Source organism: Mycobacterium sp. NGS16 (genome assembly GCF_059813225.1).
This window is the reverse complement of sequence record NZ_JCALEE010000002.1, coordinates 508,993-533,148: the sequence shown is the minus strand read 5'-3', so window position 1 is coordinate 533,148 and position 24,156 is coordinate 508,993. Positions and strand designations below refer to the sequence as shown.

Genomic DNA, 24,156 nt, shown 5'->3' with positions numbered 1-24,156 from the left:
CAGACGGCACTTCGGCTATGCACAGGGTGAGCCGTCTCGGCGACCCGCGTGCGATCGTCGCCCTACGACGCCGCTTGCACGGTGATCTCGGAGATCTGGGTGCGGCTCTCCCCGCCGGTGCTGCCCATCGTGGTGATCCAGACCAGCAGGTTGGAGGTCGGCGAGGACGAGTCGACCGAGATCTTGTTGGCGCCGGGTTGCAGCGCCTTGGCGGGCGCCAGCAGCGTGGTGTCTTCGAGCCGGGTCGGCTTCGGAGTCGAGGCGGAGCGCAGCTCCACCTTTGTCCCGGTGCTGGAGACGTTGATCCCGACGCTGCCGATCACCGTGGGCTTGGGCAGCTGCAGTACCAGCCCGACACCGCTTTTGAAGTTCGGAAACGGCACCGGATCGGAGTAGGTGTCCGTCGACCAGAAGGTGGCCGGGTTTCCGTCGATGGCCAGCCCGGCGTCCTGGGGCCGGTCGGCCTCGCCGCCGGGCGAGAAGACCGTCGCCTGCACGGGTTTCACGGTGCTGCCCGGGCTGGCCGAACCCGACCGCGACGACGACACCGACGGGCTGCTCAGGCCCAGCTCCGTCTTGTCGAGCCCGTTGACGTCGCCGAAGATCCGGTTGAGCACCGAGGCCAGCACCAGCAGGGCGACCAGGATGACGGCGCCGCCGATCCCGGCCCCGATGAGTACCCGGCGGCGCCGCTCGGCGCGCTTCTCGGCATCCAACGGCGGCGGTTCGCGCCGTGGCGCGGGCGGCTCGTCGTCGATCGGCCCCAGCAGCTCGGTCTGTTCGTGCAGGGCGGTGGCCTGCTGTAGCAGGTTCGACAACGTCGAGGCGCCGCGGATGCCGCCGTCCGGCTGGATCGCGTGACTGGCGGCCGCGGAGATCTGGAACGGGATCTCCGGGTTGACCGCGTCGGGGTTGACCGGATTACCGGCGGCGTCCCGGTCGGCCGGGGCGATCCCGCAGCCGGCGCCGGAATCCAGGGGCCACCGGTTGACCAGCAGCGCGTACAAGGTGGCGCCGATGCCCCGGATGTCGTCCTCGGGCTTGGACTCGGGCAGCGTGGCGGGGAAGGCCAAGGTGACGTCGCCGTCGATGCTGACCCGGACCCGGGCCGGGTGGTCGATGGACAGGGCGACCCCGGTGTGGTGGGCGGCCTCGGCGGCGGTGGCCAGGGCCCGCATCGCGCGGGCCGCGCCGATCGGCGACGGCGCCGTGCCGGCGACCTCTTGCAGGGAGGCGCCGCGGACCCATTCGGACACGACGAGCCCCCCCGTGCCGATCCGCACCACGTCGAGCACGCGGGCGATCCCGGGCAGGTCGATCTGGCTGAGCCGCTGGGTGCGCGACAGGACGCCGGCCAACTGCTCCTCGGCCATGGTCTGCCCCGGGTCGACGAAGGTCAGCGCCACCTGCCGCTCCAGCGCGGTGTCCAGCGCCTGCCAGAACTGCAGCACCGCGGTGCCGCCGTGGCGTACCAGCAGCCGGTAGCGTCCGCCGGCGATGCTCAGCCCCGGTGTCAGCGGATCCCCGGCCTGAGCGTCGACGGCCGGCTCGGGGGTGGCCGGGCCGCCGGCGGGCCGCGGGGTTTGCGGCGGAGCAACCGATCGCGACGCCGCGCCAGCCCCGGGACCCTCCGAAGGTTTGTTGGCCACCTCCGTACCTTTCGGTGTCCAGCCCCCGGCGACGTGCTCCGGAGGCATGCGCCGGGCGGAAGCGTTCGTCACGTCCCCGCCCGGTGTGGGCAAATGGTTGTGCTCAGCGTACGGGACGCGGGGATCGCGGGACGGCCGGTTTGACGCGCTGATATCCAGGCGTTGCGCACCGAGCCTGCGGCGCACCGCGGCCAGAGCCGCCTCGGCTTCGGGCACCCGGGCGCGGACCATGACCGCCGCGATGATCGGCAGCATCACCGCGGCCAGCACCACCAGGCGCAGCATCGATCCGGCTGCGCCGTGATCGGTCAGACCGCGCAGCCCGAGCACCCGGTCGAGCACCTCGGCGACCAGCCCCGCCAGCAGGGATGCTGTCACCGTGACCAACACGGTGCGCACCACCTCCGGGCCGAGGAGGTGACCGGTGACGGGGCGTAGCGCGCGCCGCAACAGGACGTGCCCGACGGCGGCGCCGGCGAAGAAGCCCACGCCGTTGGCCAGGCCCAGGTAGGCGGCCACCAACTCCGGATTGTCGGTCAGGTGGGGGGCGGCCACCGAGGCGACGATTTTCACCGTCGTGATCACGACGATCATCGCGATCGGGATCCACGGCTGCTCGCGGGCGTAGAAGACCCGCAGCTGCAGCAGCACCAGGGCATAGGGGATAAGGGTGAACGCCGACATCGTCACGGCGGCGCCCAGATAGCCGGCGTCGACGTCGCCGAAGTTGCCGTAGGCGAACAGCGCGCTACCGATCGCCGGCCCGCCCACGGTCATCAGCGCCACGATCGGGATCAGCGTGATCATCATCAACCGGGTGGCCAGCGACAGATCGGCGAGTACCGCGGGGTCGTCGCCGGCGGCCGCGTTGCGGCTCAGCCGCGGCATCACCACCGTCAGCACCGTCACCCCGATCATCCCGAACGGCAGTTGCAGCAGCAGCCAGGCGTAGTAGTAGATCGCCGGGCCGGAGGCGGCCGAGGTGGCTGCGATCTGGTTGGTCACCACCAGGCCGATCTGGCTGATCAGCACGTAGAGCACCATCGCGGCGGCCATCGCCCCGAAACGCTTGAGCCGGTCGTCGATACCCCACAGCGGGCGCAGGCTGATGCGCTCCCGCCGGATCGCCACCAGCAGGACCGCGGTCTGGGCGACCACACCGGCTGTGGTGCCCACGCCCAGCACCAGCAGCTTGGCGTTGCCCATCCGCACTGGGTCGACGGCCAGTTCCCCGGGCACCAGCAGGTAGACGACCAGCGTGGCGATCGCGACGACGTTGTTGACCACCGGCGCCCAGGCCGGCGCCCCGAAGATGTTGCGGGTGTTCAGGATTGCCATGAACACCGAGGACAGTCCGTAGCAGATCACCTGCGGCAGCAGCAGATAGGCGAACGCCGTGGTCAGCGGCTGGTTGACCTGCGGGTCACCGCCCAGCATCAACGAGACCAGCAACGGCGCCGCGGCCACCGAGATCACCGTGGTGGCCAGCAGCAGCGCGGTGGCCAGCGTGACCAGGCGCCGTACGAACGCGGCGCCGCCGTCGGGGTCGTCGCGTTCAGCGCGGGCCAGCACCGGCACGAAGATCGCGGTGAACGTCGCCTCGAGCACCAGCGCGGCGATCTGGTTCGGCAGCTGGTTGGCCACCGAGAAGGCGCTTGAGAGCGCCGCACCCAGGATCGCGGCCAGCAATACGATGCGGACGAACCCGGTGATGCGGCTGATCAGGGTGGCCAGCGCCATGCCCCACGACCGCGACACCACTGCGGCGTCGGTCAGCTCCGGGCGCGCCGGCTGCGGCGCCGGCGCGTTCACCGGCCCGCACCCCGGTCGGGCCGGCCCACGGTTGCCGCGGGCGGGCGGTCCGGGCCCGGCGTGCGGGGGCGGTCCAAGTCGGCGCGGTCGGGCTGGCCGCGGAAGCGGTGCCACAGTCGCCGCCCGGTCAGTACCGTCAGCGCCGCCGCTGCCGTCATGGTGAGCAGGAACAGCACCATGCCGTAGGCATTCGAATGCACCGACAACCGCGCGGACTCGCCCAGCGGCAGCCCGCCGGGCGTTTGCAGGGCCACGTCGACGACGAAGTGTTGGTTGACCCGAACCTCCACCGGAACCCGCAGCGGCAGGTAACCGGGCGGCAGCTCCAGGTCTCCCATATCGGCCACCGTCATGCCGGGCGGCGCGTCGACGTGCAGGCGCACCCGGATGGGCACCGCCAAATCGTTGCGCAGCGCCAGCGGCAGCGGACTGTGCTCGGTGGCCAGGGTGTAGGAGCCGGCCGGGTTGACGATGGTGACCGCGCTGATCAGATCCGCGACGGTGTCGCCGACGATCGTCAGCCGTTGCGCTGCCACACCGCCGCGCACGTCGAGCGGCTCGGACTGACTCAGCGCCCGCAGCATGTCCTCGGCGAGCGGCGCGGTGTAGGCCTCGCCGGTCAAGCCGGTGCGGACGTCGGTGGTCAGTGCGGAGGTCAATCCCCAGAGCCGGCCGATGTCACTGGCCACGGCGGCGACGATCTCCGGGCCGAAACCGCCCGCCGTCTGCTCGGCCGGCAGCGGATGCGCTGGGGCCGCAGTGACGCCCCGGGACTCGCTGATCACCGCACTGAGCGGACGGGGCACGGCCAGTCCGGATCGCAGTGCGGTGGCCAACGTGGTCAGCACCGCCTGGGCGTCGTCGGCCCGCGGCTTCCAGTACGCCGGTGGCACCAGGATCTCGTTGCGTGCTGCGCCGGGACCGTCGGGGGCCTCCAGCGCGCGCCACAACATCGACCCGAGGGCGTCTTGCCGGCGAGCCAGCGCGGAGTCGTGATGCAACCGGACCGCCAGGGAACCGTCGAGGTAGGTCGGGGCCACCGGGTCGGTGCCCAACGCCGCCAGGGCGGCGCCGACGGCCGGGTCGTACGGCGCGGCCACCAGTTGCGGGGACAGCCGCCGCGGGGTGACGTCGGCGGTGGCCGACGCGCCGGTGACCGAGTCGTGGGCCGAGCAGTCGCCGGCGGTGATCACCACCGCATCGCCTTGCGCGCCGATCAGTTTCGCGGCGCCGGCCGTGAGTTTCCCGTCGCCGAGCACCACGGCGCCGCGGGTCGACGACACCTGCAGGATCCGGTCGACGACCTCGGCCGGCCGGCTCACCGCGATCGCGTCGAGTTTCGGGTCGCCCACGCGGGCCAGTGCGTCGAGGTCGGCTTGCGCGTAGGGGATCGCGGTGACACAGGTGTGGCGCGCCAGCCGGCGCAGTCGCTCCAGCCACGTCGTGGCCGCCGCGCGTCCGGTGCCGGGGTGGGAGGTGGCGCCCTCGGGGGAGTCGGCGACGACGTAGCCCCCGGTCATCGCGTTGACGGTGACCAGCAGGTCGGGGTCGATCGCCAGGCACAGCGCCTGGTTAACCACCCCGCCACCGTCGACGGTCGGGCTGGTGGCGAACTCGGCGGCGGACAGCAGGGCGTCGAGCCGGCCGCCCGGGGCCAGCGAGGTCGCCAGGTCATCGTCGGTGAGCCGAACCGGCAGTGTGCCGCCGGGCGCCCCGGGTGTCAGCCGGGGACGGTCGGCCAGGGGCCACAACATGGTGAGTCGCACCGGCTGGGAGGTGTCCGGCGCGATGGCGCCGGCCAGGGGACCGGAGTCGGCCTCGGCTTTCGGCAGGCCGGCCACCGGCAGCAGGAAGCGGGCGTCGTCGAGGCGGGCCGGCTCGCCGTAGTCCGGGGTGCCGTTGACGTTGACCAGCACCGGGTAGATGCCGGGACGGTCGACGTTCAGTGCCGGTTGGCTCGACGAGTGCAGCGGGGCCGACAGCGTGAAACGGGCTTCCTGGCCGCGTTGCAGTTCGGTCGCGACCGTGTTGAATGGGCCCACCGGCCGGTACTGGTCGTTGGCGCCGCTGAGGTTGGTGCGCAGGCCGGCCGAGGACGCGACGGCGGCGGCCTGCTCCAGGCGCACCATCACATCGCGCACCGGTCGGTCGCCGACGTTGCTCACTGTGCCGGCGACGGTGACGACCGGGTCGCTGGAGGTGGTGACGACCTCCGGGGTGACCCGGTCGATGCGGATCTGGACGAACGGTGCCGCGCCGGGCTCGCCGGCGGTGGCGGGTGGGGCGGCGGCGGCACCGAGAGCCATGCCCAGGGCGATCAGGAAGGCGGCCACCACCGCCAGCGGGGCCGTGCGGGGCCGCGCGAAGGCGGGCACGTGACCCCGGCCGCTGCGTCGGGTGCGGCTCACGGGTCCAGCCCGCGACCGTTCTTCCGGTCCGGTGCGTGCTCGTCGGGTCGAGAGTGGCGGGTGCGGGAATGGGTCTGCGGGCGCCGCCAGGGCGTGGTCACCGGCAGCGGCGGCAGCGCGGCCGGGCCGTCGGCCTGCAGCCGGTCGATCAGTTCGTCGGCGACCAGGGCGAGGCGGCGTTCGTCGGCGTAGGCCAACCGGGACGGCAGCTCCCGGATCGGCACCCACGCCACCTCGGTGACCTCCACGTCGTCGTCGCACAGCTCCCCGCTGGAGAACCGCATCAGGTAGTGGTGCACCGTCTTGTGCACCCGGCGGCCGTCGGTGACGAACCAGTAGTCGATGCTGCCCAGGGCCGCCAGCACGTCGCCCTGGACGCCGGTCTCCTCGGCGACCTCGCGGATCGCCGTCTGCTCGGCGGTCTCGCCGACCTCGATATGGCCCTTGGGCAGCGACCACAGCATCCGGCCCCGCCGGTCGACGCGCCCGATCAGCGCGGCGACCTGATCCTCCCGCGGCCCGTCGATGCCATCGACGACCAGACCGCCGGCGGAGGTTTCGTGCACGGTGCGCAGTCGCGCCGGCCCGTGCCGTGCGCTGCGGGGCCGGCGCTGCGCCGAGCGAGCCGTTGTCGCGGCCGCACCGGTGTTGCCGTCGCTGGCCGTGGGCTCGGTGTGGTTGGTTTGCGGACCTGACGTGCGTCGACCGCGGCGCCGCCTGCGGCGCCGTCCCGAATTGGCTTCTCCGCCGTCGGCCGACACCCATGCGATAGTAGCTGGCACCAGCGGGTCAACCCGCGTCCCTCGCCGGGCTGACGGTTCTGGCGGTGGTGGTGTCGATGGTGGTGGCCCGCTGCGCCCGGCTCCGCCGCGCTTGCGACCACCGCTAGGCTCATCGAACGTGCCCGAAACCCATCAGGACGTCGACCTGCTGACAACGGCGGCCGTCGTGCTGAACCGGCACGCCGAGCTGCTGCGTGACCTCGGCGCCATGTTCGACGCCGCCGGCCACCAGCTGTACCTGGTCGGTGGATCGGTCCGCGACGCCCTGCTGGGCCGGCCCAGCCCCGATCTGGATTTCACCACCGACGCCCACCCCGAGCAGGTGCAGCGCATCCTGCGGGGCCGGGCCGAGGCGATGTGGGACACCGGCATCGAGTTCGGCACTATCGGGGCCGCCCTGGGCGGCCAGCGCCTGGAGATCACCACCTTCCGGGCCGACCAGTACGACCGGGTGTCCCGCAATCCCGAAGTGCGCTTTGGCGATTCGCTCGACGAAGACCTGGTGCGCCGGGATTTCACCGCCAACGCGATGGCCGTCCGCATCACCCCGGCCGGCCCGGGGGAGTTCCTCGACCCGCTGGGCGGGCTGGCCGCATTGCGAGACGGGGTGCTCGACACCCCGACGGCGCCGCAGGACTCCTTCGGCGACGACCCGTTGCGGATGCTGCGCGCCGCCCGGTTCGTGGCCCAACTCGGGTTCACCGTGGCGCCGCGGGTGCGTGCGGCGATCGAGGAGATGGCCCAGGAGCTGTCCCGTATCACCGCCGAGCGGGTCGCCACGGAACTGGACAAGTTGCTGCTGGGCGCCGACCCGGCCGCCGGTATCGACCTGATGGTGGCCACCGGGATGGGCGAGGTGGTGCTGCCCGAGGTCGGTGCCATGCGGATGGCGATCGACGAGCACCACCAGCACAAGGACGTCTACCAGCATTCCCTGACCGTGCTGCGCCAAGCGATCGACCTTGAGGATGACGGCCCCGATCTAGTGCTGCGCTGGGCGGCGCTGCTGCACGACATCGGCAAGCCGGACACCCGGCGCCATGAGGCCGACGGCCGGGTGAGTTTTCACCACCACGAGGTGGTGGGCGCGAAGATGGTCCGCAAGCGGATGCGCGCGCTGCGCTACTCCAAGCAGATGGTCGACGACGTCTCGCAGCTGGTGTATCTGCATCTGCGCTTCCACGGGTACGGCGACGGCAAGTGGACCGATTCGGCGGTGCGCCGCTACGTCACCGATGCCGGACCGCTGTTGGGCCGGTTGCACAAGCTGGTCCGCGCGGACTGCACCACCCGCAACAAGCGGCGGGCGGCTCGCCTGCAGGCCAGCTACGACCAGCTCGAGGAACGGATCGCCGTGCTGGCCGAGCAGGAGGATCTGCAGCGGGTGCGGCCGGATCTCGACGGCAACGAGATCATGGAACTGCTCGGCATCCCGGCCGGTCCGCAGGTGGGCCGCGCCTGGAGCTACCTCAAGGAGCTGCGCCTGGAGCGCGGGCCACTGTCGCGCGAGGAGGCCACCGCCGAACTGCTGGCGTGGTGGCAGGACCAGGGGAACCAATAGCCGCGCGAGTTCGTCTGATTCGGGTATGGACTACTGCCTCGGCGATGGTGATGGCGCGGCGACGATGTGGACCGGCCCGCCCGACCTTGATCTCGACGGCGACGGGATCGCCGATGCGATCAGCCTCGATTTCGACGGCGATGGCCTGCGCGACGACGCGCTGGTCGACCTCGACGGCGACGGGGTGGCCGACCACTTGATGCTCGATCTCGACGACGACGGGAGCCCGGAGGCCTCCTTCACCGACGACGGTTCCGGCACCTGGGGCCACGGTGTCGCGGCGGGCTCAGCAGACCGGTCCGGTGGGTTGCGCTGGTGGGGGCTCGACGAGGTCGAGCACACCGGTGGGCCGCTGGTGGACTTCGACGGCGATGGACGCATCAATGACCTGCTGCTCGACTCCGACGGTGATGGACGCGCCGACCGGGTGCTGATCGGCAACGACGTGGACGGGCCTCTCGGCTACCGGGCGGCCTACGTCGACACCGACGGCGACGGTCGGTGGGACGTCAAACTCACCGATGCCGACGGTGACGGCGCCGCTGACGGCGCCGCCCGCTTGTGAGGCCGGCAAGCGTCGCCGGTTTTCGCCGCTGCATTCCGTTGATCGCAGCGCTCCGGACGCGGATACTGATCCTGCGGCCGGCTGAGGCAGCCGGCGTGGACAACTCCAAAACGCCGGTTCTGCGCGGCGGCTGGGAGCCCGGCGCGACGCTCCGGACGGATGCCGAACACATTTGCGACACTCACCACCATTTTTGTGGGAGTTCGAGCGGATTCCGCGGCGCAAGATCGCTTTAGTGGACTCCACCATGTCGGATCGGCTAAGTTAATGACGGCGCCGGAACATTCCGCTGGCTCTTAGAAACACGCCGCAACGGGGAGGACCAGTGAACAAGACCACCGTGGGGGCACTGCTGGCGGCACCGGTAGTCGTCTTGGGCGCGACGGCTGCCCCGGCACCCGCCGCCGGCAGCGATCATCTGATCCTGGACTACGCGCTGGCCGCCGAAGCCCTGGTGATGATCCCGGCGATGAACCAGAACTGGCTCGATCTGAGCAAAGAGTTGTATCTGGAACCGAACGGGTTTCCCAGCAATGGCACCGCGACGTTCCTGCAGGTGCCCGAGACTTCTGACCTGAACGCGAGCATCACCGGTGCGACCAAGATCCTGGTCGACGCCATCGCGGAGCGGTGGAACGACGGAGAGGGCAGCTTCAGCGCAGAGGATCCGCTATACATCTTCGGCTATTCGCAGGCCAACGCCGCTGCAGGGCTGGCTGAGCAACAACTCCATCAGCAATATCCCGACATGCCCTTGGATGCGCTGCATTTCGTGATGGTGGGGAACAGCGCGGCGCAGGGCGGATTCCTGAGCGGGTTTTTGCCCACGTTGCTCGGCTGGTTTCCGGAGTCGTGGCATGACGACGTGATCAAGATGGTCTATCAGTTTGCCGAGATGATGCACATCGACTCAGTCATCGGCCTGGTGACCCCAAGTGACCTCTTCACGACCGATGTGTACTCCCTGTCCAGCGACGGGTTCGCCAACTGGGACGAGGGCCACCAAACGTTCGGCATGTTCAGCGATCACCTGGCGTACCTGGGCTTGTCGCCGGAGGAGATCAGCTCCGCAACCGACGAGGTGATCGGAAACACGACGTACCACATGATCGACTCCGCCAACGTGAACATGTTCCAGGCGTTGCTGAACTCGGCCGAAATGATCGTGGGCGGAGTCTTGGCCTGGTTCTGAGCCGCGCGGCGCCAGTGCTGCGACGGTACCGCCGAGTGGGAATCCGACCACGCGCCACGCCGCGAGTACCTCGGCGAATTCCCAGTCGGGGAGGGGAGTTGCGCTGGCGCGCTCATCGCCCCCGGCGGTGGTGGTGCGGCCGGGTCTCTCTTCGCGCTGGCGCGCTCATCGCCCCCGGCCGGGAGGCCCCGCGAAGGCTTGAGCGATCTCCAACCAGCGCTGGGCGTCATCCCCGTGCGCTGCGACGTCCAGATCAGCCAGTGCACGACGTTGGGTGACCAGGAAACAGAAATGCTCGGCCGACCCGGTCACCCGCTGCCCGGCGTTCACCGGTCCCCACGCCCAGACCCCGCCGCCGGGGGCGTGCAGTTCCACGTGAAACGGTTCGGCCGGTGGCGTCAGGTTGTTGACGGTGAATGCATAGTCGCGGGTCCGCACCCCCAGGTGCGCGATCGACCGCAACCGCGCGGTGGGGGCCCGCCGAATCCCGAGGGCATCGGCGACATCCAGGCCGTGGGCCCAGGTCTCCATCAGCCGGGCGGTGGCCATCGACGCCGCGCTCATCGGCGGACCGAACCACGGCAGCTTGCGCCCGTCGGGCACGCCCAGCAGCGCCTCGTGCAGCCGCGCCCGGGTCGAGCGCCAGTCCGCCAGCAGCTCGGCCGGCGCCCGCGTCGCCAATTCGGCGGCCCCGGCGTCGACGAACCCGGTCGGGTTCTCCATCGCCGCCGCGAGTTCCTCGGCGAACCCGGCCTCGTCGGTGATGGCCTTGAGCGAGAGCCGGTCGGTCCACAGCAGATGAGCGATCTGATGGGCGATGCTCCAGCCCGCCGCCGGCGTGGGTGCCCCCCACTGGCCGTCGGTGAGCGGAGCCACCAAGGTGTCCAGGTCGTCGCTCTCGGCACTCAGGTCGGCAACGATCGGTTCAGTTTCTGCCATGCCCGTACTGTATGCCGCCCACCGGATCCCGTTGCCGCCCGATCAGGCTGTGCCCGGCCAGACCGGCCAGGTACAGCAGGGTCCCGGCCACGATCAGCACCGGCGCTTGGCCATCGGGGGGCACCACCGCCGCGGCGCCGGCCACCGCAAGAATGAACGACGCCCAAAACAGCGAATCCTGCACCGCGAACACGTGTCCGCGCAGGGCGTCATCGACATCGATCTGCATGGCGGTGTCAGCGCAGAGTTTGACCACCTGCCCGGCCACTCCCAGCAGGAATCCGCAGAGCACCAGCACCGGCAGATACAGGCTGACCCCGGCGAGCTGTATCACCGCCGCGGCCGCCAGCGCTCCGTTGGCGGTGGCGTACCGGCCCCAGCGGTGCACTGCCGGCGGGGTGAGCACGGTGGCCAGAAACGAGCCGGCGCCGGCGGCGGCCACGAACAACGCCGTGGTCCCCAGCCCGGACACCGTGTGCTCGCCGACGTGGCGCACCAGCACCAGCACCAGCAATGTGTTGATCCCGAACGCCATCCGGTGCGCGGCCAGCCCGGACAGCGTCGCCGCGACGGTGGGCCGGGCCCGCACCGTCCGGATGCCGTGCAGCCAGCCGGTGGTCACCGCATAGAGCACCGATCCATGGATCGCGCGCTTGGTGTCGTCGGGGCCGAGTACGCGGGATCCGAAGCGCAGCGCGAGGACCAGCGCGATCGTGACCGGCACCGCCACCGCGGCGATGATGGAGGCCGCGCCGCGGTCGTCGGCGCCAACCAGCCAGCGCGGCACCAGCATGAAGTTGGCGCCCAGGAACGCCGCCACCGCACCGGTGGCGATCGCCAGCGCGTTCATCGTGACGACCTGCTCACGTGGCACCACATGCGGCAGGGCCGCCGACAACCCGGAGGCGATGAACCGGGTGAACCCGTTGGCGATCAGCGCCGCACACAGCACCGGCAGGTCACCGGCGCCGATCGCCAGTAGCGCCGCGATGCCCAGCGCCAGTACCAGCCGGGCCAGATTGGCCACCACCAGCACCAGTCGCCGGTCCCAGCGGTCCAGCAGCGCGCCGGCGAACGGTCCCAACACCGAATACGGCAGGAACAGCACCGCGAAGGCCCCGGCGATCGCCCACGGGGCGGCGGCCCGGTCCGGGTTGAACAGCAGGGCGCCGGCCAGGCCGGCCTGAAACAGGCCGTCACCGAACTGGCTTGCCGCCCGCAGTTCCAGCAGCCGCCAGAATTCCGGCAGGCTGCGCGCCGATCGCCACAGCGATGCGGGTGCGCGGGTGTCCACCACAAGACCTACTTCCGGACGCGGGCGGCGGCGCGGCACCGGCCCCAAACCAGAGTACAAATCTTCGAGGTCGCTTGGCGTTTGGCACAGCTGACCCACGTTCACCGGGTTCGGGTGACATTATGGGAGGGTGGCGCATCCCGAAGACCCCGAGGACTACGTCGCGCCCGCTGCGCATCGGGTCCGGGCCGGGACGCTGCTCTTGGCCAACACCGACCTGCTCGAACCCACCTTTCGCCGCACCGTGATCTATGTGGTCGAGCACAACGACGGCGGCACGCTGGGCGTGGTGCTCAACCGCCCGAGCGAGACCGCGGTCTACAACGTGCTGCCGCAATGGTCGGAGCTGGCCGCCAAGCCCAAGACGATGTTCATCGGCGGCCCGGTGAAACGCGACGCCGCACTGTGTGTCGGCTTGTTGCGCGTCGGTGCCGAACCCCAGGGTGTCCCGGGCCTGCGCCACATCGACGGCCGGCTGGTGATGGTCGACCTTGACGCCGAACCCGAGACGATCGCCCCCCATGTGGAGGGGGTGCGGATCTTCGCCGGCTACGCCGGCTGGACCATCGGCCAGCTCGAGGGTGAGATCGAGCGCGATGACTGGATCGTGCTGTCGGCGCTGCCGTCGGACGTGCTGGTGCCGCCGCGGGTGGATCTGTGGGGCCGGGCGCTGCGGCGCCAGCCGTGGCCCACGGCGCTGCTGGCCACCCATCCGATCGACATCAGCCGCAACTGAGCGGCGCCGGCAAGCCGGTTACGAGCAGCCGCAACCACTGCCGCAGCCCGACGCCGGCTCCGGCGGTGCGCTCTCGGCACAACCGCAGCCGGGTCCGCAGCCAACCTCGTCGGCGGGGGCGCTGTCGCCGCAGCCGCAGCCCGAGCCGCAGCCACCGGATGCCGCCGCCTCGGCCTGGCGCGCCGCGTAGCGCGCTCCCTGCCAGGCGCCGGCCGCCAGGATGGCCAACGCGCCGGTGATCGAGATGATCAGGGCCAGCAGCGCCAGCGAGGGCGGGCCGGCCAGTACCAGTGCCCCGCCCACGGCCAGGACCACCCCGACGGCGACTTGAGCGGGTGCGACCGCCCGCAGCACCAACTGCTCGGGGTCGCCGGTGAGCGGGCGCGCCAGGGTCCGCACTCCGAACACCAGGGACACGACGGCCCCAATCAGGCACAACACACCCATGATCAGCATGGGCTCCAGGATACGAGGGGACGGACCGTCAGCCTGCGGTGCCCGTCCGCAGCTGCCCCGGGGCCGGCGCCACGGGTCCGTGCGGCGCGTTCGGTAGATGGGCGACGCCGGGGCGCTCCACCCGGAAGCCGTTCACGATCGCGTCGGTTGCCGGGGCATTGCCCACCGCGCGCCCGGCCCCGGTGGTCACGGTCAGCGACACCAGGTAGGCGGTGTCGTCCGTCGGCACGATCACGTGGCGCCGGGAGGTGTTCAGGGTCATGTCGGCGTCGCGGTACGTGCCCTCGATCACCGCGGATGGGAACCCGTTGGAGTCGGCCAGCGAGGCATTGGTGGTCTGCCAGGCCATCAGCTTCTGACTGTCGACGAACCCGTGGGTGATCGCCTCTTTCGGGTCGAACTGCCCGACCAGGCGGTAGACCACCACCTGCGCGTTGGGGGTGTAGAGCGACCCGCTGCGCCGGTCGGCGATGACCGCGAACGCGTCCGGCACGTTGGGGTCGGGCACGTGGGTCCAGCCCACCGGCATCGGCAGGGTGATGTTGAGTGCAGTGAAGCCCGCGGCCTGCTGCGGCTCCAATTGCACGTTCTTGGCGGCGAAGTAGTCCCGCAACGTTCCCGAGGTCGCCGGAACCAGCGCAGCCGGGGCCGCGGCGGGCACCGCAGATCCCGGTACGACGGCCGGTCCGGGCGCCGCCGGCAGCGGCGGCACCAGCCGCGGTACCCCCGGGAGCGGCGGGGTCACCGGCACGGCAGCCGGTTGCGCAGCCGGGCCGTACGGGTTGGGCGGCGTCGGCAGCAGCGGGTCGCCCAGGGCGGCCGGGATCCCCACCGGGCCGCCGAAGCCTGCCGCTGTGACAGCCGCGAAGCCGACCAGTAGCCGCCAACGGCGGACGGTGTTCGTCATCTCCTCAGGTCCTTCCACCGACGGGCCGGGCAAGGGAGCCCCGACCGTGCCTCGACGGTAACCAGCAGTGCGGCACCCCACCAGGGCTGCAACCGAGCTGGAACGAACCCCTCATCGGCCTGCAACGCAACCGATATCAAGCTGTGGCGAGCGGCCTGGCGAACCCCGCCCTTTACCCTGTTGAGGTGAACGAAGCCCCGACCACCCAGGAACCCGGCGACCAGGCACCCCCGCATCGCTACACGGCGGCACTGGCCGGGCGCATCGAAGGCGCCTGGCAGGAACACTGGGAGCGGGCGGGGACCTTCAACGTCGCCAACCCGGTCGGCACGCTGGCACCGTCGGACGGTTCCGCGGTGCCCGCCGACAAGATGTTCGTCCAGGACATGTTCCCCTACCCGTCCGGCGACGGCCTGCATGTCGGCCACCCGCTCGGCTACATCGCCACCGACGTCTACGCCCGCTACTTCCGGATGACCGGCCACAACGTGCTGCATGCACTGGGCTTCGACGCGTTCGGCCTGCCCGCCGAGCAGTACGCGGTGCAGACCGGCACCCATCCGCGTATCCGCACCGAGGCCAACATCGAGAACTTCCGCCGGCAGCTGCGCCGCCTGGGGCTCGGCCACGACAGTCGGCGCAGCTTCTCCACCACCGACGTCGACTTCTACAAATGGACCCAGTGGATCTTCCTGCAGATCTACAACGCCTGGTTCGACACCAGCGCCAACAAAGCCCGCCCGATCACCGAGTTGGTCGCCGAATTCGATGCCGGCACCCGGGCACTCGACGACGGGCGGGACTGGGCGCAGCTGTCGGCCGGGGAGCGGGCCGACATCATCGACGGCTACCGGCTGGTCTACCGCTCGGACTCGATGGTCAACTGGTGCCCGGGGCTGGGCACCGTGCTGGCCAACGAAGAGGTGACCGCGGACGGGCGAAGCGACCGGGGTAATTTCCCGGTGTTCCGGAAGCGGCTGCGGCAGTGGATGATGCGGATCACCGCTTACTCCGACCGGCTGCTCGACGACCTCGATGTGCTGGACTGGCCGGAGAAGGTCAAGACCATGCAGCGCAATTGGATCGGGCGCTCGACCGGGGCGGCGGCGCTGTTCGGCGCCGACACCACCGACTGCGCTGCAGTGGACATCGAGGTATTCACCACCCGTCCGGACACGCTGTTTGGCGCCAGCTACCTGGTGCTCGCCCCCGAACATGACCTGGTCGATCGGTTGACCGTCGCGGAATGGCCAGCGGGAGTTGATCAACGCTGGACGTTCGGAGCCGCCACGCCGCCGGAAGCCGTGGCCGCCTACCGCAAGGCGATCGCGGCGAAATCCGATCTGGAACGCCAGGAGAACAAGGCCAAAACCGGGGTGTTCCTTGGCAGTTACGCCACCAACCCGGCCAACGGCAAGCAGATACCGATCTTCATTGCCGACTATGTGCTGGCCGGCTACGGCACCGGGGCCATCATGGCCGTGCCGGGCCACGATCAGCGGGACTGGGAGTTCGCCGCCGAATTCGGCCTGCCGGTACTGGAAGTCATTGCCGGCGGCGACATCTCGCAGGCCGCGTATGCCGGGGACGGCACTCTGGTCAATTCCGGCCCGTTGGACGGCATGACCGTCGCCGACGCCAAGAAGGCGATGACGCAACGGCTGGAGGCCGATGGCCGTGGATGGGCCCGCGTCGAATACAAGCTGCGGGACTGGCTTTTCGCCCGGCAGCGGTACTGGGGCGAGCCGTTCCCGATCGTGTTCGACACCGACGGCCGCGCGCACCCGCTGGACTCCGCGGCATTGCCGGTCGAGCTGCCCGACGTCGCCGACTACTCGCCGGTGCTGTTCGACCCAGACGACGCCGCCAGCGAACCCTCGCCGCCATTGGCCAAGGCCACCGACTGGGTTCACGTCGAGCTGGACCTCGGCGACGGCCTGCAGTCCTACACCCGAGACACCAACGTCATGCCGCAGTGGGCTGGAAGCTCCTGGTACGAGCTGCGTTACGCCGACCCGCACAACGCCGAGCAGTTCTGCGCGCCGGAGAACGAGGCGTATTGGATGGGCCCGCGGCCTGCCGAGCACGGTCCCGATGATCCGGGCGGCGTGGACCTCTACGTCGGCGGTGCCGAGCACGCGGTGCTGCACCTGCTGTACTGCCGTTTCTGGCACAAGGTGTTGTTCGACCTCGGGCACGTCAGCTCGCGTGAGCCCTACCGCCGCCTGGTCAACCAGGGCTACATCCAGGCGGCCGCCTACACCGACTCCCGCGGGTCCTATGTGCCGGCCGCCGATGTCGTGGAACGCGACGGGAAGTTCTACCTCCCGGGCGCCGACGGTGACACCGAAGTCTTCGCCGAATACGGCAAAATGGGTAAAAGCCTGAAGAATTCGGTGTCTCCCGACGAGATCTGCGACAGCTACGGCGCCGACACCCTGCGGGTCTATGAGATGTCGATGGGTCCGCTGGACATGTCGCGGCCGTGGGCCACCAAGGACGTGATCGGCGCGCATCGCTTCCTGCAGCGGGTATGGCGCCTGGTCGTCGACGAGGAGACCGGCGCCACCCGGGTGCTCGACTCCGAGCCGGACACCGAGACGCTGCGCCTGCTGCACCGGACAATCGTGGGCGTTTCGGAAGACTATGCCGCACTGCGCAACAACACCGCCGCAGCCAAGCTGATCGAGTACACCAATCACCTGACCAAGGAGCACCGGGACGGCGTTCCACGCGCTGCTGTCGAGCCGTTGGCACTGATGCTCGCGCCACTGGCCCCGCACCTGGCTGAGGAACTGTGGCAGCGGCTCGGCCACGCGTCTTCGCTGGCGCACGGACCGTTCCCGGTGGCCGACCCGGCCTATCTGGTAACCGACACCGTCGAATACCCGGTGCAGGTCAACGGCAAGAAGCGTGGACTGGTCACGGTAGCCACCGACGCGGGCCAGGACGAGATCAAGGCCGCTGCGCTGGCCGACGAGAAGGTGCAGGCGTTCCTGTCCGGTGCCACCCCGAAGAAGGTGATCGTGGTGCCCGGCCGATTGGTGAATCTGGTGGTGTGAGAACGATGCCGGTGCTGCGGAACCTACTGACGCCTTTCACGTTGTGGTGGCGGTACTGGCCGCAGCTGGCAGCGTGCTATCTGGTCGGCCTGGTCGTCCGCCGCGTGGTGATCGCCGCGGCCGCCTGGACCGGACACAGTAATCCGCTCTGGGCGGCACTGATCATGCCCTGCGCCGGGCTGGCCCAGCTGGGCTCGTATGTGGCGATGTTTTTGGTGCTGCGGACCGGAATCCCGGCGTTGGCGGGGATGCCGCGCCGGTCGCTGCGCAGCGTAGATCTGTTCACCGGCGTGATCGTGCCGTTCTTCGCGATCTATCTCGGTTGGCAGATGTTCAAGGAAGACTGGCTGGCCTACCAGCGCCTGGCGCTCAACTATCGGGTGGCCGACGCGATGAGCGGGGTCAACACCGAGATGCTGCCGATCTCCCGGGTCACCTGGGTGGTGGTGGGTGCTGCGTTGGCAGCCCGATTCGTGTTGGCGCACTTCAGCGGCCGGCTGCCGGCCGCGCTGACCGCGGTGCGGGTCTACATCGACGCGCTGTGGGTGTTTCTGGTGCTGACCTTCTCGCTGGCGGCGGGCATCACCTTCCTGATCAAGCCGGGAGAGTGGCTCAGTCACCGTCGGCTGGTGGTGTGGTTCAACAACCTACGCGCAGAAGCGTTCTCGCACGTTCAACCGTTGGAGTCGGGATGGCAGGGCCTGATGTGGCTGGTGCGGACGGCGTTCGGCGGAGCCGCGGTTCCGCTGATGTGGCTGGCCGCAGCCGGAATCGTCTATGGGGTGTCGACGCAGATCCACTGGCCGGCGATGCTGCGGCGGCCGGCTCCCGGCGACGCGGCGGCCGGGTTCGCGCAGCGCTGGCGTCAGGCACCGGAACAGCTGCGGTCGCGGGCGTCGGAGTACGCCCGGTCGAAGACCGGGAGGTTCGGCCCGATCGTCGATGCCGCCCGGCTGATCCTGCACGGCGGCCCGGTCGCCCTGTCGGGTTACATACTGGCCTATCTCGTGCTGGCGTGGCTGGACATGCGCGGCAGCTTCTACCGGACCCAGTTGACCGAAGGCTATCTATTCCGGGGCATGGCCAAGCTTGTCGGACCGCACGGCCCGGAGTTCTGGTCGGCATTCGGCGGCACCATGAGCCTGATCTCGCAGCTGATCGTGCAACCGCTGCGGATCACCCTTATCGCCGCGATGTTCGCCTACTGCGTGTACCGCGCCAACGCCGCCGCCGGTGAAGTCGCCGGCTCACAACATGATTCGCAGCATGATGGCGTTGTTGGCATCGATCAGGTCCACGGCGGTGGGGACCGCATCGGAGGGCAGCAGGAAGCTCAGCTGCAGTGGGCCGGGCCTGCTGCACCGGTCGGTGGCGCCGCCGACCAGTGGCGCGCGGTTCGAGAGGGCAGCGGTCTGCCAGCGACGCCGCCCGTCGGTGATGACGGCAGTGCATTCCCGGGGCGGTGGGGTACCGGTCCGCTCGACGGTGACGACCGTTAGCGCGGTATGGGCCGGCAGACGCTCCCGAGCGTGCGGCACCGCGTTGAGGTGATGAATCGCCCCGACCCGCCAGGTCTGTCCGTCAACGGTCGCGGTGTCCCCTTTCGCGATCACCCGGGCCGGGGTGATGCCGGCGCGGTAGGCCGACCAGTGCGGGTACAAGTCGGTGATACCGAGAACCACCATGGCCACAGCGGCCACCGCGAGACCGATCACGTTGCGCTGCCACAGCATGAGCGTGCGGGGCGTCATCCGCTGACCTCGGGGGCGAAGACCGTGACGGTGTCCGATTCGGACTGCAGGTGGCCGCGCAGGGTGATGACCAGTCGGTCATCGAGGCGCTCGTCGAGGCCCGGCCACACCAGGAGTTCGAAGGGGTCGGGGCCGGGCGGGTCGAACAGGCCGGGCGGGACATCGAATACCCAGCTGCCGTGCTGGCTGATTCCCGGATCGACCCGGTCACCCATCGCGTAGCCGGGGAACCGGTCCGACGGCCGGTAGGTGTTGGGGCCGACCCGAAGCTGCGCGTTGGCTAGCACCGTCTGCCGTGTTGCCGACACGGTCGCGCGCACCACCAACCACCGGCCGGCCGGGGTGACCGGCGGCGGCAGCGCCCACCGTGCCGATCCCTGGGCCTTCGGCGCCAGCCGCACGTCGTCAACGGTGACGGTCAGAGCCCGCCCGCTCGCCGGGGCACCGAACCGGCCGTACACGTCGAACGGCGCGTAAACCTGGGTGCTGTCCGGCAGGTGCTGCCAGAGCAGCGCGGCGGCCACCAGGATCGGCGCCGCCCACAGGGCGGTCAGTCCCCGCGGTGGTCGCCGCACGGGGGCGTTCATTTGACCGTCACCGGCAAAGTGATCTCGGCGTAGTCGGTCGGGCTGTCCACCCAATTCCTGCCGTAGGTGACCAGCAACTCGGTGAAGCGCTTCTGCGGGACCCGCAGGGTCACTTCGAGATCCGGATGGATCGCGCTGTCCGGGATCCGCCACACGAACACCAGCTTGTCCTCGAGGCCGGGCCCCAACTGGGTGGCGGGGGCGCCGTCAGCCAGCCGGAACACCCCCACGGGGGTGCTTTGCGGCTGGCCGACCAATTGCAATTCGCCCAGCAACCGCCCGGGGATCGTCCCGTCGTTGCGAACGGTACTCACCACACCGAGATAGCGGAGACCGGGTTGCGCCGGCGCCATGAGCCGCCGACCGGCCCGCAGCTCGTCGACCACCGTGGCGCGCACGACGGTCAGGGTGTACTGGCCGTCGCTGTGGGGTTCGTCGGCGGCGAACACCGTCGGGCCGGAATCGACGGTGTCCAGCCCGCCGAAGAATCCGGCGACGGCCAGGATCAACCCGGCGGCAACCGAGCGCAGTTGGCCGAGCTTGAGCCGGCTGAGCTCGCCGCGCAGCCACCGGCCCAGCGATGCGGTGCGGTGCTCGAAGTTGTTCGGGGCCATGGATTCTCGGAGGGTTGATGTGCCCGATCAGGCGCGGACGCCGGCCACCTGACTGGTGATGCGCTCGGCGATGGTGGCCGCGGCGGGCGCGCCGTTGCCGAATTGGCACACCTTGGCGCTATAGAGCACGTTGCCTTTCACCCCGGCGACGTTCGAGCAGCTGAAGCCCATCGGCTCTTCGCGCAGCAGTTGGTCTTTCACCCACCGCGCGGAGGTAGGGGTGAGCGACTGAATCCGCAGCCGGTACTGCGTATCGGTGTCGTCGCCCTTGATCGCGACGACGCTGCCGTTGCATTTGGCCAGCACGCCCTTGTTGAACGTCTTGCCGAAGGCCTGTGCCGCGGTGGCGGAATCCTCGTAGGTCGCCACCCGCTGCTGGACGATGAAATCGGCGTCCTCGGCGGTGTCCCGGTCGACCCGAAACCGGTATCCGGTGAAGTCCCGGCCGAAGGTTTCGACGTCGGGGCCCATCATCATCGCGCAGGCCGAGTCCTTGCCGAGGTCGTCGGACCGGAACGGCCGCCGATTGGACTTCTGGTATTCGAAGGTCACCCCGACGATGTCGCCGATCCTTTCGGCGGGCACCAGCAGGGACTCCACTTTGCCGGCCGGCACGTACGGATCGGCCGAGTCGGCCGCGGCGGTGGGCAGGAAGCCGGCGGACAGCACGGCCAGGCACGCCACGCCGCCTATCGCAAGACGCGAACGCTTCGGTCCCTTCATGGTTGCCCCATCTCCTCGGTCACGGTTGCGGAATCCAGTCGGCGATCTGGTTGCCGATTGCGGTGGCGGCGGGTGCCCCATTGCCGAATTGGCAGACGGTAACGGCGAACTCGACGTTGCTACGGGTCCGGGCCTGGTGGGCGCAGATCCAGTCGTTGGGTTTGCCGTCAGCGTGCTGCGTCAGCGTCCAGCGGGCGTCGTCGGCGCCGATGCCGGTCACGTTGATCCGCCACGTGATGCGGTCGTCGTCGCCCTGGCGGTGCACGACAGCACCGTCACAGCCGGCCAGCGCGGTCTTGTCGAAGGCCTTGCCGAAGTTCTCGGTGGCGGTGGCGACATCGGCGAAGGTGGCCACTTCTTGGGCGACGAAGTGCTGCGAGCTGTCCTCGCCGTCCCGCACGCTCTGCCGCCGGAAGCCCGTGTACTGGTTGGCGTAGCTGTCGGAGTTCGATCCGAACAACACCGCGCATCCCGATTTGTCGCCGAGTCCGCCGGCCGGCGCAGCGGGCCTGTTGAACACCGTCTCGAAGCCCAGTTTCGCGCCGACGAGGTCGTTGAGCTCCTCGACCGGCACCAGCAGGGCGCTGAGCTTGCCCGGTGTTACCAGGCGGGGTCCGGCCGCCGGCGTCGGAGATGCCTCCCGCGGTGCGCTCGGTTCCGCGGCGGGCGCCGCTGGCGCCGTCGGGTCCTGCTGGAGGCTCGGTGCCGCGGCGGCGGCGGGTGCCACCGCGGCGGCGGCGTCGTCGCGGTCGGGGTCGTCCCCGGAGCAGCCGGCGAGCGCCCAAGCGGCCAGCCCAACACAGCAGGCGGCGAGAAGTCGATGTGTCATGGCAGCTTCACCAGCATCTTGTTGGCCAGTTGTAGGCCCTGTTTGACCAGGCCGATATTGGTCCGGCAGGCCGAGACCTCCACGACCACGTTGCGTTGCGAGGTCATGGCGTGTGAGCAGGCGCCGCCTTCGGCGACGTTGTTGACCAGGTAGATGTCGTCGGGTGTGGAGACCACGTTGTTGACGGTCCGGGTCTCGCTTGCGCCGCTCAGATCGCCGGTCACCTTCTTGCGGTTGCAGTCATTCCACTTCTGGATCGTGTTGGCGACCATGTTGGCCGCGGCGTGCTCGTCGTCGTAGCTTGAGGCCACCGAGACCACCGAATAGCTGTTCTTGGACCCGAATCCGGTGAGCTCCTGGTAGTTCAGGTCGGTGAAGCCGGTGCCGTCATAGGTGCTGTCCAAACCGGCGTAGACCGCCGAGGCGCACTGGGCATCGGAGGTGCCGGCCGAACCGGTGATCGGCGCGGTCTGGGTCTTGTACACCGTCAGCTCCGGAGGCGGGTCGGATGGCCACTTGACGATGGGCGCCGCCTCCGCGGAGGTGAGTTGCAGGGCGGCCAGGTCGACGCTGGTGATGCTGTCGATCCCGGGGGCTCCCGGGGTGGCCGAGGCCGGTCCGGGCAGAACCGTGAGCGCCCCGACGGCGCAGGTCACGGCCGCGAGCGCCAGGTAACCGACGCTCCACCGGTCAGTGTCGTCCCGTTGCATTGCACGTCCTTCACGTTGGGGTTGTGGCCTTTCCTCCACCGAATAGAACCATATTCGGGGGTGGGTTCGCCTGCGGTCCACCACGAACACCGGGTTAGCATGCGGACAGCCCCGGCCGCCGGCCGGGGACTCAGGACGGCGAAACGGAGTGGTGTGCGATGCGTATTCAGCTGGCCGCGATGGTGGCAGTCTCGGCCGCGGCGTTGATCGGTGGCACTTTGACCGGCGCGCACGCGCACGCCGCCCCGGAAGCGGCGGATCTGGCCACGGTGCTGCTCTCGGCCGACGACATCAGCGAGCGGATGGACACCCCGATGCAGGTGATCAGCTCCGAGTCCGGCACCCGTCCCCTGACCACCCCGACCACCACGCCGGCCAACTGCGCCTCGGTGTATGCGCCCGGATCCGCGGCGGGCTACGACGGCTCGGGCTACACCGACATCGTGGTGCAGACCCTTCGCCAGCCCGGGGGGGAGGTGAGCCCCAATGTGGTTCAGGCCGTAGCCGAATTCGCTGACGCCAAAGCGGCGCAGACCTACCTCAACGAGCAGGCCGGCATCTGGAAGAACTGCAAGGGCACCCCGTTCACCGCCGAATACACCAATGGCATGACCGCGGACTTGAAGGCCGGGGTCGTGACCGCGGGAGGGCTGGAGCTGGTCGCCACCTTGTTCACCAATCCCATGAAGGGCAGCGCCGGTTGCGAGCGGGTATTGCAGGCCAAGAACAACTACGTCGTCGACGTCCGGCTCTGCAACGACACCAACCCCGGCGGCAAGGGACGTAGCCTGCGCTCGCAGATCGTCCGCAACCTCGGCTAGCCGCAATCGGCAACCTCCGAACCAGGAAAGGTCCGCTTCCCCATGCGCGATTCGCACCCTCTCGGCATGTTCACCACCGTCATCGCCGCAGCTGGATTGCTGTGTGCCGCACCGGCGTTCGCGGCGCCGGTCGACACCGGCGACCTGGCCGGTCTGCAGCCCGATCCGGCCGCACTCAACGACCTCTTCGCCGGCCCGGGCCTGCGCAATCCGTCGCTGACGGTCACCGGCCACTCCACCGGGCTGCAGAACTACGTGTCCACCGAGCGGGCCTGCGTCGGGGCGGTCTACCCCGGGACCGAATCGGCCTACGGGGGCAGTTCTTACCGGGCGATCGATGTGCAGACCCTGACCAGCGACACCACCGGGCCGGTCCGGGTGCGGGTCACCACGGCGATCGCGGCGTTCCCCACCGAGGAAGCCGCAACGGCGTTCGTCAGCGAGACCGGACAGTCCTGGCAGAACTGCAGCGGTGAAGAGGTCAACCTGACGTTGGCCGGCCAGGACGACGAGAAATGGTATGTGCAGACGCCGGGCGAAGCCGGCGACGCGTTCGCGGTGCGGACCAACCGAGTATCGGACCACTCGACCTGCTCACACGTGATCACCGGCAAGGCCAATGTGGCCATCGAGGTGCTGGCGTGCACCACCGGGATCATGTCCGATCAGGCGCTGAAGGTCGCGGACCGGGTCCGCGCGGAGATCACCGGCTGATCTCCGGCCGGCACCACCACTCGCGGCGACTGCCGGCGGAGGCC

20 protein-coding genes are annotated in these 24,156 nt (G+C 69.8%); 8 read left to right on the top strand and 12 right to left on the bottom strand.

All coding sequences use genetic code 11. The annotated features are described in order from the left end of the window. Positions 1-62 precede the first annotated feature (62 nt). The 3 genes from murJ to AC5Y4Q_RS08155 all read right to left on the bottom strand — a co-directional run bounded on the left by murJ (position 63) and on the right by AC5Y4Q_RS08155 (position 6,630). A complete protein-coding gene (murJ, locus tag AC5Y4Q_RS08165) occupies positions 63-3,461 on the bottom strand; it encodes a murein biosynthesis integral membrane protein MurJ (protein WP_499958599.1) in 3,399 nt (1,132 codons plus the stop codon). Continuing rightward, positions 3,458-5,767: a hypothetical protein gene (locus AC5Y4Q_RS08160; RefSeq protein WP_082952567.1), complete on the bottom strand. Its 2,310-nt coding sequence runs from the start codon at positions 5,765-5,767 to the stop codon at positions 3,458-3,460. The genes murJ and AC5Y4Q_RS08160 overlap by 4 nt, the downstream gene beginning before the upstream one ends. A gap of 98 nt (positions 5,768-5,865) precedes the next feature. After that, positions 5,866-6,630, bottom strand: a complete 765-nt coding sequence (locus tag AC5Y4Q_RS08155; protein WP_235663904.1) for an NUDIX hydrolase — start codon at positions 6,628-6,630, stop codon at positions 5,866-5,868. Positions 6,631-6,769: 139 nt separating this feature from the next. Here AC5Y4Q_RS08155 and AC5Y4Q_RS08150 point away from each other — a divergent pair, with 139 nt between their 5' ends. From AC5Y4Q_RS08150 to AC5Y4Q_RS08140, 3 genes are all read left to right on the top strand, one after another. Next, positions 6,770-8,212 carry a CCA tRNA nucleotidyltransferase gene (locus AC5Y4Q_RS08150; protein ID WP_064921173.1) on the top strand — a complete coding sequence of 481 codons (1,443 nt, stop codon included), beginning with the start codon at positions 6,770-6,772 and terminating at the stop codon, positions 8,210-8,212. Positions 8,213-8,237: 25 nt separating this feature from the next. After that, a complete protein-coding gene (locus AC5Y4Q_RS08145; protein WP_064921174.1) occupies positions 8,238-8,777 on the top strand; it encodes a hypothetical protein in 540 nt (179 codons plus the stop codon). A 325-nt stretch (positions 8,778-9,102) separates the two neighbouring features. Next, the gene (locus AC5Y4Q_RS08140; RefSeq protein WP_064921175.1) at positions 9,103-9,969 is read left to right on the top strand and encodes a PE-PPE domain-containing protein; all 867 of its coding nucleotides are present in this window, start codon (positions 9,103-9,105) and stop codon (positions 9,967-9,969) included. Between the two features lie 165 nt (positions 9,970-10,134). Here AC5Y4Q_RS08140 and AC5Y4Q_RS08135 read toward each other — a convergent pair whose 3' ends face one another. Further along, complete coding sequence (locus AC5Y4Q_RS08135; protein WP_064921176.1) at positions 10,135-10,908, bottom strand: TIGR03084 family metal-binding protein; 774 nt, start codon at positions 10,906-10,908, stop codon at positions 10,135-10,137. Beyond that, complete coding sequence (locus tag AC5Y4Q_RS08130; protein ID WP_109535628.1) at positions 10,895-12,202, bottom strand: MFS transporter; 1,308 nt, start codon at positions 12,200-12,202, stop codon at positions 10,895-10,897. The genes AC5Y4Q_RS08135 and AC5Y4Q_RS08130 overlap by 14 nt, the downstream gene beginning before the upstream one ends. A gap of 130 nt (positions 12,203-12,332) precedes the next feature. Here AC5Y4Q_RS08130 and AC5Y4Q_RS08125 point away from each other — a divergent pair, with 130 nt between their 5' ends. Further along, the gene (locus tag AC5Y4Q_RS08125; RefSeq protein WP_064921178.1) at positions 12,333-12,938 is read left to right on the top strand and encodes a YqgE/AlgH family protein; all 606 of its coding nucleotides are present in this window, start codon (positions 12,333-12,335) and stop codon (positions 12,936-12,938) included. A gap of 18 nt (positions 12,939-12,956) precedes the next feature. Here the strand turns inward: AC5Y4Q_RS08125 and AC5Y4Q_RS08120 are convergent, their stop codons facing one another. Next, complete coding sequence (locus tag AC5Y4Q_RS08120) at positions 12,957-13,394, bottom strand: hypothetical protein (RefSeq protein ID WP_064921179.1); 438 nt, start codon at positions 13,392-13,394, stop codon at positions 12,957-12,959. A 28-nt stretch (positions 13,395-13,422) separates the two neighbouring features. Beyond that, complete coding sequence (locus tag AC5Y4Q_RS08115; protein ID WP_499958594.1) at positions 13,423-14,301, bottom strand: LpqN/LpqT family lipoprotein; 879 nt, start codon at positions 14,299-14,301, stop codon at positions 13,423-13,425. A 185-nt stretch (positions 14,302-14,486) separates the two neighbouring features. Between AC5Y4Q_RS08115 and leuS the strand changes: the two genes are divergently transcribed. After that, positions 14,487-17,363, top strand: coding sequence for a leucine--tRNA ligase (gene leuS / locus AC5Y4Q_RS08110; protein ID WP_065019422.1), 2,877 nt, complete (start codon positions 14,487-14,489; stop codon positions 17,361-17,363). A gap of 5 nt (positions 17,364-17,368) precedes the next feature. Then, positions 17,369-18,862: a hypothetical protein gene (locus AC5Y4Q_RS08105; protein WP_499958592.1), complete on the top strand. Its 1,494-nt coding sequence runs from the start codon at positions 17,369-17,371 to the stop codon at positions 18,860-18,862. A 248-nt stretch (positions 18,863-19,110) separates the two neighbouring features. On the opposite strand, the gene AC5Y4Q_RS08100 is transcribed toward AC5Y4Q_RS08105, so the two are convergent. The 5 genes from AC5Y4Q_RS08100 to AC5Y4Q_RS08080 are packed head-to-tail and all read right to left on the bottom strand — an operon-like array spanning position 19,111 to position 22,577. Then, entirely contained in the window at positions 19,111-19,689 is a 579-nt protein-coding gene (locus tag AC5Y4Q_RS08100; RefSeq protein ID WP_125224944.1) for a hypothetical protein, read from the bottom strand. An 8-nt stretch (positions 19,690-19,697) separates the two neighbouring features. After that, positions 19,698-20,315, bottom strand: coding sequence for a hypothetical protein (locus AC5Y4Q_RS08095; protein ID WP_064921184.1), 618 nt, complete (start codon positions 20,313-20,315; stop codon positions 19,698-19,700). A 27-nt stretch (positions 20,316-20,342) separates the two neighbouring features. After that, entirely contained in the window at positions 20,343-21,038 is a 696-nt protein-coding gene (locus tag AC5Y4Q_RS08090) for a sensor domain-containing protein (RefSeq protein WP_499958589.1), read from the bottom strand. Between the two features lie 19 nt (positions 21,039-21,057). After that, on the bottom strand, positions 21,058-21,867 hold the full coding sequence (locus AC5Y4Q_RS08085; protein WP_064921186.1) for a sensor domain-containing protein: 810 nt from the start codon (positions 21,865-21,867) through the stop codon (positions 21,058-21,060). Further along, positions 21,864-22,577 carry a sensor domain-containing protein gene (locus AC5Y4Q_RS08080; RefSeq protein WP_125224942.1) on the bottom strand — a complete coding sequence of 238 codons (714 nt, stop codon included), beginning with the start codon at positions 22,575-22,577 and terminating at the stop codon, positions 21,864-21,866. Before AC5Y4Q_RS08080 ends, AC5Y4Q_RS08085 begins: the two co-directional genes overlap by 4 nt. Positions 22,578-22,735: 158 nt before the next feature. Here AC5Y4Q_RS08080 and AC5Y4Q_RS08075 point away from each other — a divergent pair, with 158 nt between their 5' ends. Both AC5Y4Q_RS08075 and AC5Y4Q_RS08070 read left to right on the top strand, forming a co-directional pair. Further along, positions 22,736-23,398, top strand: coding sequence for a sensor domain-containing protein (locus tag AC5Y4Q_RS08075; protein ID WP_064921188.1), 663 nt, complete (start codon positions 22,736-22,738; stop codon positions 23,396-23,398). Between the two features lie 66 nt (positions 23,399-23,464). Then, positions 23,465-24,112, top strand: a complete 648-nt coding sequence (locus tag AC5Y4Q_RS08070; RefSeq protein ID WP_185746609.1) for a sensor domain-containing protein — start codon at positions 23,465-23,467, stop codon at positions 24,110-24,112. Positions 24,113-24,156: the final 44 nt, after the last annotated feature.